Consider the following 5,995-nt stretch of genomic DNA (forward strand, 5'->3'; position numbering starts at 1 on the left):
GGACGCGGACTACTTCGCTCACCCGCAGCGGTGCGCCATGGAGCATCCCGAGAGCGCTCACCGCGTGGGATTCTGGTATCCGACGACGACGATTCGGGGGACGGCCCGCAAGGCGATGCTGTGCAGCGTCCCCCTGATCGATTCGCGCGGCGGCGTATTCGGGGTCTGCGGCTTCGACGTCAGCGACCTCCATTTCAAGCGCACCACCATGCCGGCCGCCAACATCTACGGCGGCATCTTCTGCACCCTGGCTCCGGTGACGACATTGGGGCTCGACGTCTCCTCGGCGCTGGTCTCGTGGCGCTATTTCGCGGAGGAGGAGCCGGGAGGCGCGAACCTCCTGTCGCCGGCGGGCGGACGCGACGGATTCACCCTCTACAGGACCGACGGAGGAGAGCTCCTGATCGGCGGAGCGCGTCCCATGAGAATACAGCCGTCGGGGCTGTCCTGCTCCGCCCCGGAGTTCCTGTTCGCGCTGCTCGCCCCCGTGAGGGAGTACGACGCGGTCCGGTCCGCCCGAAACGGAAGGTTCGTCCTCATCCTCGCCGTGATGTCCCTGGCCGGTATCCTGGTCTCGTTTTTCTTCAGCAGGTGGTATGTCCGCCCCATCCTGAGGGCGATTGCCGCAGTGAAGGAGGGCGTCAACGAGCCGCCCGTGACGCGGATCACGGAGATCGACGATCTGATCGAGTTCCTGACGGCGCGCGCGTCCGCCGGGCGATCGGAGCCATCCGAGGGGATGGCCCCCGACACCGACCTCACGGACGACGAAGTCGAGCGCGAATTCAACGAGCGGGTGAGAACCCTGTCGCGCGCCGAGCACAACGTGTTCGACCTCTACGTTCGGGGCTGCTCCGCCGCGGAGATCGCCGCGGCCCTAGGTATCAGCCCCAATACGGTCAAGACCCACAACCGAAACATCTTCGCCAAGATGCAGGTCTCCTCGCAGCGCGAGCTGCTGATGACCTACATCGACATTCTGAAAAAACGCCGGGACCGGTAAGGTCCCCCGCACTCCCTACCTTCCTTCCGACTCGGAAAACTCCTGTCCGAAAAGGGGCGCGAATCATCCTTTTCGGCCTCATCCTTTGGGGTGATTTTAGCCCGTGAATCGTTTGGGCATCAGCCTTGAGCACCGATATCCCACCAACCCTCCCGAAATGTGAAAATCCCCCCTGGGGGGGAGGTTTTTCGTCGGTCCACAAGGATAATTGTGGATGTGTCAACTGAGGGGCGGCAGGCCGAGAGGGCTGGCGAAACGGATAGAGGGGGCCGAATGGAGGGGACCGAATGGAAAGAATCATTGGCGCGCTTTTTCTTGCGGCGGTACTGCTGACGGCCCTTGTCCTTTTGGTCAGAACCTATAACGGCCTCGTCGTGCTGAGGAGCTTTTGCGCGGAGGGATGGAGCGGGGTCCTGGCTGCGGTGCGGCGGAGACGGGCGGCCATCGTCCAGGCATTGAGGGCGATGGCGCCGGGCTGTCCCGAGGAGGTTACGCTCCTGGAAAGGGTGAAGTCGGCCTGTGCGGGAGATGCCTCCGAATGGGACGTCGGCGAGCTGCTTCGCACGGAAGCGGAGCTGGCGGAAAATCTGCCGTCCTTTCTGGCCCTCTGCGAACGAAGCCCGGAGACATCGGAGAGAATGGAGAAGGACGAGGGGCGGACGAGTATTCGAGTTCCCCTTCGGGAGCTGAGTGCGGATGTGGAGATGGCGAGGAACTATTACAACGCGACCGCCCGCGACTACAACACGCGTCTTGGACAGTTTCCGTCAAACCTGGTCGGCCGGGTGTTTCGTTTCAGAGAGGCGGAATACCTCGAATCGGATCCGTTGAGCTAAAGTTGAGCTAAAGTGGTGGAACGGGGCTGCCCCCGCAGTCGCCGGACGATTGTGAAGGGGAGGGCCCGATATGGGGACGGCGCAGGTTTTTCCGTTCGGATGTGAAAGGAGCCATTTCATGACGGAGCAGCGAAAGGGCAGTTCTTGCATTTTGTCGTTTCCCGTCGCCCGCATCCGGGGCTGCGGGGACGAGAAGGAACGTCTGCTGAAGTGCGGGTTCGAGGAAATGGGCCTGACCCGCCAGGAGTGCCGCATTGCGCTCCTGATTCTGGACGGCGGCGGAAACGGGGACATCTGCAGCGAGCTCTATATCACCCGAAATACCCTGAAGTTCCACATCCGCAACATCAACCGCAAGCTGGGCATCCACGGCCGGCGCGAGCTGGTCGGCATCGCGATGCGCATGCTGCCGCGGCCGGGAGGAACGCCTGGCGGCTCGGGCGCGCGGGGACGGATCATCAACCTCATGGAGACAGCGGCTTTTTACAGGCAACAGTGCCGGGAGAAACTGTAGGGAAGGTCGACGGGGCACGGGGGTTCGCGGTCAGCGCTCGAAGCGGGGTCTCTGCCGTTCCTCATGATCCAATTCGGGCTTGGGGAGGAGCAGCTCATAGAGCTTCGACGCGCGGAACTCCGCTGCGGCGGTCAGCTTTCCGACAGGGTCCTTGACCGCGGCGAGGCGCGTCACGATAGGGATGTCGGAGTATCGCGCCCCGTCGCGCAGCAGTTTTTTCCCGCGCTCGCTGCTGCCCAACAGGCGGGCATAGGGCACCCCGATCCTGGACGCGGCCGCCGCGGACCAGCGGTCCACCCCCGCCAGGAGCCGGACGATCTGGCGCTGAATCCGGGAACGCGTATAGCGTGCGCAGACGCAGCTTTCTACGAAGTCGTCGTAGGAAGCTGCGTCTTTATAGCGTTTGAAGAAGAGATTTTCCATCCCTTCATCCATTCCCGCGCATTTTCGCAGATCCTCGGGAGAGCTGCGGAGCAGGAGAGCCTGGAGCAGGGGCCAGAGGGGCTGTGGACCGGGGCAAAAGCGTCCCTTCATTCGAGTTTCTTCCAGGAGACGGAGCGTCGAGGAAGGCATGACGGCCCGGGCCCATCGAGGCCACCGAGAATCCTGCGCGCCCTGCAGCGCGGAACGGATGGCTGCGGCGCTCGGCAGGGGGCCGAGCTCGAGGTCGTGATATCCCGACCCCGCCCGTTGTACGGGAAGCGGAATCAAGGGGTAGCCCTGCCGCCCGATCCTCAGCAGGTAGGACAGGGCCAAAGAGTTGTTGGGTTTTGAAAGGAAAACCTCGGAGCCGGGGAGCTCCTCCTCCAGCGCTTCGCCGACGGCCCTGGGGTAGGAGAGTCCCTTGTCGAGTTTTCCCCTCAGGCTCCGCTTGAAAGAGGCCGGCTCCTGAATTAAAATATCAAGGATTGAACGTGTGTCGTAGCTGGCGTCCTCCATGCCGAAGGAGATGTGAGTCGCGATTTTTGTGCGCGCAAGCAGGTCCGCCGCCCCGGCGCCGAATTCCGGTGCTGCGTTGCAGGCGAAGAGAAAAGGCAGTTCCAGAACCAGGTCCGCTCCGCAGCACAGAGCCATTTCTGTGCGCGACCATTTGTCGGCGAGCCCGGGGATGCCCCTCTGCGTGAAGTTCGACGACAGCACGACGACGAACGAAGCGTCGGGCAGGCGCTCCCGTACCGACGCCATTTGCAGGAGATGTCCGTTGTGAAAGGGGTTGTACTCGGCCGCGATGCCGACAACGGGTGTCCGATTGTCCATATCGGTAAGTATAACGCCGTTCGAGGTCCTTGGCGACCTCCTACCACGAACGGCGTGACAAAAATCGAGAGGCGGCGGTCCCAGGAGCCCGCCGTCCGCGAAGGGCAGGTATGTGAACAATGAAGGTCTTAGTCATCAACTGCGGCAGCTCGTCCCTGAAGTATCAGCTTTTCGACATGAATGCGGAGAGCGTCCTCGCGAAGGGGCTGGTGGAGCGTATCGGTATCGACGGATCGCAGATCAAGCACACCAAGACGGGCATGGAAGCGGTGGTCAAGGCGACCCCCATCCCGGATCACAAGGTGGGCATTCAGCTTGTCCTCGACGCCCTTATGGACAAGGGGCACGGGGTGCTGTCCTCGCTGGACGAATTGAGCGCCGTCGGCCACCGGGTCGTCCACGCGGGCGAAAAGTTCTCGACCTCCGTAAAGCTGGATCCTCAGGTCATGGCGGCCCTCAGGGAGTGCATTCCCCTCGCGCCGCTTCACAATCCCGCCAATATCATGGGAATCGAGGCCGTCACAGAGGTCCTTCCCTCCGTGCCGCAGGTTGCGGTATTCGATACGGCCTTCCATCAGACCATGCCGGAGCATGCCTACATCTACGGTCTTCCCTACGGATATTACGAGAAGTACAAGGTCCGGCGCTACGGGTTCCACGGAACGAGCCATTACTACGTCTCGCGCCGGGCGGCCGAGATCTTGGACAAGCCCGTCGAGAGGCTGAAGATCGTGACCTGCCATCTGGGCAACGGCAGTTCCATAACTGCGGTTCAGGGCGGGCGGTCCATCGACACCTCGATGGGGTTCACGCCGCTGGCAGGGGTCTTGATGGGAACGCGCTGCGGCGATATCGACCCCGCCCTGGTCGCCTTCATCGCCCAGACGGAGAAGCTGGACATCAAGGACCTGGATGCGCTCTTGAACAAGAAGAGCGGTCTCCTTGGGGTCTCCGGGCTCAGCAGCGACCTTCGGGACATCGAGGAGGCCGCCGCCAAGGGAGAACCCCGTTCCAGGCTGGCCCTCGCGGTTCTGACCTATGGAATCCGGAAATATATCGGCGCCTACGCGGCCGCCATGGGTGGCATCGACGCGCTGGTCTTCACTGCGGGGGTGGGGGAGAACAGCATCCTCGTTCGATCCATGGTGTGCGAGGGGCTGGAATTCCTGGGGGTCTCCATCGATCAGGAGAAGAACAAGGTGCGGGGCAAGGAGGCGGATATCGGTACTTCCGGCTCCCGAGTCCGGGTATTGGTCGTCCCCACGAACGAGGAGCTCGTCATCGCCCGCGACACGAAACGTCTGGTCGCCGCGGATTAGCCGCCGCAATGGTGGGTTCCTTGGCCGGCCGATGCGGTTCGGGGGATGGAGGGCGAAAGGGGCCTTGCTCCCGACCTCTCCCCGGGGGAAAATGGGGTAAGGAGGACGAGGCCGAAGCGGGACTTGGGGACTGGAACTGCATCATCGCCCTGCCTCAGCGCAGCGATACGGAAACCCACGTTGAAGGGGCCTGGGACATTGCGGTCCCCGACGGCGTGGATTTCGAGGGACAGCATTTCGAGATCCCCGACGGGTGCCGTGTCCTGGCCGAGGCCTATTGGATGGAGCCCTCGCTTCTCTCCGTAAGGCTCTCCCTGACCCTCCGGGCCGAGGGCGCCTGTGCGCGCTGTTTGAGGGAGGCATCCCTTGCAATATCGGATGATTTGTTGTATCTTTATTTTTCGTCCGGGCTGGATTTGGGCAAGGACACCCGTCTGGGGTCCGACGAGGGCTTCATGCCGGTCGAGGTGGACTTCTTCGGGCGGACGCTGGATATTGCCGACCAGGTGAGGGAGAGTATTCTGCTTCTCCTGCCGCGCAAGCTCCTGTGCAGGGAGGACTGTCTTGGCCTCTGCCCTGTCTGCGGAGCCGACCTCAACGAGGGGAAGTGCGGATGTTCCCGCTCGGAGGGCGACCCCCGGCTGGAGGTTCTCCGCAATTTTCATTGAGTTCCATAGGATTTGAACTCCGAGCAGCCGGAGCCGGAATTACCGGGCTCGCTCCAGGAGATAAAGTTTTTATGTAGTTTATTCAGAAGGAGGAAATGGAAATGGCCACACCCAAGAGAAAGACCTCCCACGCCCGTACGGCGCAGCGAAAGGCGCAGTGGCTGGGATCGCTCGCCGCACCCGCCACTCTGGCCTGCCCGCACTGCGGAGAGATTGCCATGGCTTATCGCGCTTGTCCTTCCTGCGGTCACTACAAGGGGCGTAAGGTCGTGGACGCTGAAGCCGAAGCGTAGCGTTCGGTACATCTGAGGCAACTCCGAGGGCCGAGGACGGCAGCCGTCCTCGGCCCTTTGGGCTTTTTGCGTCCCTCGCCTCCCCTGCGGCGGGCGGGATTTGTC

7 protein-coding genes are annotated in these 5,995 nt (G+C 62.6%); 6 read left to right on the forward strand and 1 reads right to left on the reverse strand.

What is annotated here, in order from left to right; all coding sequences use genetic code 11:
• From ABLA28_RS10045 to ABLA28_RS10055, 3 genes are all read left to right on the forward strand, one after another.
• The coding region (locus ABLA28_RS10045) for a LuxR C-terminal-related transcriptional regulator (protein WP_347713546.1) at nucleotides 1-1,003 on the forward strand (1,003 nt) is incomplete at its 5' end.
• 287 nt (nucleotides 1,004-1,290) lie between these two features.
• The gene (locus ABLA28_RS10050; RefSeq protein ID WP_347713547.1) at nucleotides 1,291-1,839 is read left to right on the forward strand and encodes a LemA family protein; all 549 of its coding nucleotides are present in this window, start codon (nucleotides 1,291-1,293) and stop codon (nucleotides 1,837-1,839) included.
• A gap of 118 nt (nucleotides 1,840-1,957) precedes the next feature.
• Nucleotides 1,958-2,353, forward strand: a complete 396-nt coding sequence (locus ABLA28_RS10055; RefSeq protein ID WP_347713548.1) for a helix-turn-helix transcriptional regulator — start codon at nucleotides 1,958-1,960, stop codon at nucleotides 2,351-2,353.
• Nucleotides 2,354-2,383: 30 nt separating this feature from the next.
• Here ABLA28_RS10055 and ABLA28_RS10060 read toward each other — a convergent pair whose 3' ends face one another.
• Complete coding sequence (locus tag ABLA28_RS10060; RefSeq protein WP_347713549.1) at nucleotides 2,384-3,610, reverse strand: nucleotidyltransferase family protein; 1,227 nt, start codon at nucleotides 3,608-3,610, stop codon at nucleotides 2,384-2,386.
• A gap of 119 nt (nucleotides 3,611-3,729) precedes the next feature.
• On the opposite strand from ABLA28_RS10060, the gene ABLA28_RS10065 reads away from it, so the two are divergent.
• The 3 genes from ABLA28_RS10065 to rpmF all read left to right on the forward strand — a co-directional run bounded on the left by ABLA28_RS10065 (nucleotide 3,730) and on the right by rpmF (nucleotide 5,890).
• Entirely contained in the window at nucleotides 3,730-4,929 is a 1,200-nt protein-coding gene (locus ABLA28_RS10065) for an acetate kinase (RefSeq protein ID WP_347713550.1), read from the forward strand.
• An 8-nt stretch (nucleotides 4,930-4,937) separates the two neighbouring features.
• The gene (locus ABLA28_RS10070; protein ID WP_299297954.1) at nucleotides 4,938-5,597 is read left to right on the forward strand and encodes a DUF177 domain-containing protein; all 660 of its coding nucleotides are present in this window, start codon (nucleotides 4,938-4,940) and stop codon (nucleotides 5,595-5,597) included.
• 101 nt (nucleotides 5,598-5,698) lie between these two features.
• Nucleotides 5,699-5,890, forward strand: coding sequence for a 50S ribosomal protein L32 (rpmF, locus tag ABLA28_RS10075; RefSeq protein ID WP_347713551.1), 192 nt, complete (start codon nucleotides 5,699-5,701; stop codon nucleotides 5,888-5,890).
• The last annotated feature ends 105 nt before the right edge of the window (nucleotides 5,891-5,995 follow it).

Source organism: uncultured Fretibacterium sp. (assembly GCF_963544685.1).
Taxonomy (GTDB): domain Bacteria; phylum Synergistota; class Synergistia; order Synergistales; family Aminobacteriaceae; genus CAJPSE01.